General features: G+C 54.7%; 2 protein-coding genes and 1 pseudogene. 1 reads left to right on the top strand and 2 read right to left on the bottom strand.

Annotated elements, in window-relative coordinates; all coding sequences use genetic code 11:
- The coding region (gene madL, locus WCA53_RS30605) for a malonate transporter subunit MadL (RefSeq protein ID WP_423920281.1) at positions 1-233 on the bottom strand (233 nt) is incomplete at its 3' end.
- Between the two features lie 427 nt (positions 234-660).
- Complete coding sequence (locus tag WCA53_RS30610) at positions 661-1,068, bottom strand: PPC domain-containing DNA-binding protein (protein ID WP_423920284.1); 408 nt, start codon at positions 1,066-1,068, stop codon at positions 661-663.
- Between the two features lie 1,150 nt (positions 1,069-2,218).
- Here WCA53_RS30610 and WCA53_RS30615 point away from each other — a divergent pair.
- A pseudogene (locus tag WCA53_RS30615) lies at positions 2,219-2,449 on the top strand (hypothetical protein); the annotation flags it as partial.

Consider the following 2,449-nt stretch of genomic DNA (forward strand, 5'->3'; position numbering starts at 1 on the left):
ATCGCGACCACGACGGGGATATACATCGCGCCCCAGAAGCCCACGCCCGCTTCGGTTTCCTTCGGCAGCCAGCCCTTCTTGTGCAGGTAGAGCCGAAGGAAAATCAGCATCAGCATGGCGATGCCGACACCGCCGACATTCGTCTTAACGCCGATCGCGACCCCGAGCAGGTCGCCGAGGAAGAGTCCTGCCAGATGGCAGAACGCGAGCAGTGCAGTTCCGTAGATGATCATTGCGTGTCTCCTGTAAGTCTCTTCGACGGTGGATTGGCGTCGGCGACACGTATGCAAGACGTCGACGATGCGCTCAGTGAGTAGCACCACGCCGTCCGCGATCGATGCGACTTTGACTGGACATGGGTGCTCTCGCTCCAGACATGAGGCGATTCTAGGCAGCGAGAAATTCAGGTTCAAGCACGTTCGGGACGCGTCTGTTATCCCAAGGGTAATGATCGTTCGACGTGAATGCTGAAACCGTGACAGGACTGGGCGGGGGGGCCTAACCGTGCTGCGTAGGGGTTTTCCCCGTTTCATCGGGGGATCTATTGGTGAACGAAGGAGTCCAGGCGGGGTCGTACGCCGCTGTTCGATGCGGCCATCTTCCCCTCAGAGGGACGAGGCAATCGAATTCGCCCACGCTGTCCGGATGCATGCGTCGATCCTACTCCATGGGTGGTTCATTTCGTATCACCAGTTCCATGAAGCCTGAACTCAAGTCGTGCTCCCGGGAGAAGCGATGTTCGGGAAGAAGCGCTAACAATATCTCTGCGGTTGTACGGACCGTGCAACCGCGTGCGACATGACCACCGAACACTCCACCGCGCGGGTCGGCAACCGACATATGCAGGTGCGCTCCGTCACACGAGAGAGACCCGGCGAGCGTGAGGATTTCAAGATCGTCGCGCAGCTCGGTAGGGTCCTCGTCCCCAGCAAATCGCAGTTGGGCAACGCTGAGGCTGCCGATGCCCTGGATCACGAAGGCCGCTTGCAACTTGAGTTGACGCAGCACGTCTTCAAGGGCGACACGCAGGTCGTCGCCCGGAGAAAGGCGCAAAGGATGTGCTTGCATAGTGCGGTTCCAGGTCGGGGTTCGATGATAGGTTAAGGCGGATTGAGGGCGGTCGCAATTGTGCTCTGGCGTTCGCGCATAACAGGCGTCGTGTGATCCTGAAAATGCGATTCAGAACGCTTCCACACTTACAGGAGTGCGAACGATATTGCTGTATCCATAGAAAAACAAGAATGATATATTGATATTAATAATACAAAAATAAACACAGCGGCTGTTATCTCGGCCACGTTGCTTTCACCCGTGATAAAAAACTAAAACCGTTCGTTTCCGCACAATGGTGAGGCAATGCTTTTCCATTACCGTTGGTTTCGAAAACATTCTGAGCGTCTCGCGGAAAGTATTCCAAATTATTACTTATCATCCCGCCTCGCGCCGAGTTTCACGAGTGAAACGTTTATAATCCATCTGCCTAAAATGATCGTAACTAATGCCACACAAACCGTTGTGTCCGGCAAGAGTTACATGGACGTAAATCGCGCGGTGCTCTGGCAAGCTTTCTTATGCGTTGCAGGCTGGCGAGTGGGTTGGCCGCCTGGAACAGGTAGTGTAAGGGCTCTCGCCGGTGCTTCACTGCCGGAACTAGACGCGCGGCCCATGGATTTCAGGCTTCGAACGCGGTGGCCGGGGTGTGAGTTGCCTCGACCGGCACTGCGGTCGTATCGGCGTTGTGCCGTCAATTGTGAAAGATAGGGTATTTAACTGATTTATCAGGAATCCTATATTTTACGAATGGACGCGCTGAGCGAACATCTGTTTGTCACAGATACGGCGGATCGGACTTCCAGCGCGAGTCTCACCGTGCGTTGCGGCCCGCATCTTCGGTATGTCGAGAAGTCACTGATGGCACCTCGCCGGATTAACCTCATGCGGTCATTAGTAAGGAAATCGAAATAAATATACGTTGACCGGTGCCCCTTCAACACGTTGAGCGCGCGTCCATCTGGCAGCCCTCAATGCACGTGCGAATGTCTAACGTTTTCCGTTCGCGGATAACGGCACATCGGAAGCCCAGCTTCATCAGCAATGAACGCAATCGCCGCGTTCTCCGGTTCATCTCTCTCTGTACTCAAAAATGCGAAAGCAGGACGGCTTTGGTCGATCTTGCTGAATCTTCGGGGAAAACCCCTTTTTAGCGATACATACGGACATGATGAGATCTTTAAAACTTGTGGGTGTTGCGGTAGCAACAGTGTTGGCATCTTTTGGTGCGGAAAACGCCCAGGCTCAGGCAAGCACGATCACCGTCTCAGGCCTGAAATACACGTTGTGCGGACAAGAGAACGACAACTGCACATTCGTCGGAACAGGCTCGGTGGTGTTCGGTGCGGTTCCACCCACCTCGCCGTCGGTGATGTTGACAGCTCCGAAGACCTTTACC

It is taken from the genome of Caballeronia sp. (genome assembly GCF_049581465.1).
Classification (GTDB): Bacteria; Pseudomonadota; Gammaproteobacteria; order Burkholderiales; family Burkholderiaceae; genus Caballeronia.